Genomic DNA, 685 nt, shown 5'->3' with positions numbered 1-685 from the left:
GGATGATTCTGTCGGCTTCAAGAGGGTCCACCAGGCCTTCATTGATACGGCGAAGCAGATGCTCCACACGACTGATGCCATGCATGTTTTCAAGCCAGTATTTACGTGCTGCAACTTTGCCGCGTGTTTTCAGAATCTGAAATAAGCGATTATCAGGTTCTATCACTTCAGCAATTACGGTCCTGCCGGTGAGGCCTTTACCTATTTCACCGCGCTTTCTGCCGTTAATAATTACGTCGTGATTACAGTCGGAGCATCCGTGAGGATTTCGGAACCAGATATTATCTGTACTGCAGAGTGAATCTTTATTGCAGTGCCGCTCAAGGTAAGCGCGGTCGTCTTCGCTAAGTTCAGGTACTCGCTTTTCCCATGGAATACGGCAGGAGGGACACAGCGTTGGTACAAGGCGCTGGCTTATCATCCCAATCAGTAATTGCGCATCACAAATAAGATCGGCATTCATACCCATCGTAATCATTCGCTCCGGTATACCCAGAGCTGAGTTTGTATGTAATGTCGTCAGAACGATGTGACCGGTCTGAGCCGCGTAGGTGGTTGACATCATCGAGACAAGATCGCGCATTTCCCCTTCCATGATGGCATCGGGGTCAAGTCGCATTGCCGATGAAATAGCACGACTCCATGCCAGTTTGACGGCCTCTTCGTCGGATTTGTCACAGATAAT

Annotated in this window: 1 protein-coding gene; it reads right to left on the bottom strand. The window is 49.1% G+C overall.

What is annotated here, in order from left to right; all coding sequences use genetic code 11:
* On the bottom strand, positions 1 to 685 hold a 685-nt coding region (locus tag RTW80_RS26655), incomplete at both ends, for an ATPase, T2SS/T4P/T4SS family (protein WP_312721094.1).

The organism is Escherichia sp. AM3, from assembly GCF_032029835.1.
In the GTDB taxonomy this organism is placed as follows: domain Bacteria; phylum Pseudomonadota; class Gammaproteobacteria; order Enterobacterales; family Enterobacteriaceae; genus Escherichia; species Escherichia coli.
This window is presented reverse-complemented; position numbering and strand designations above follow the sequence as displayed.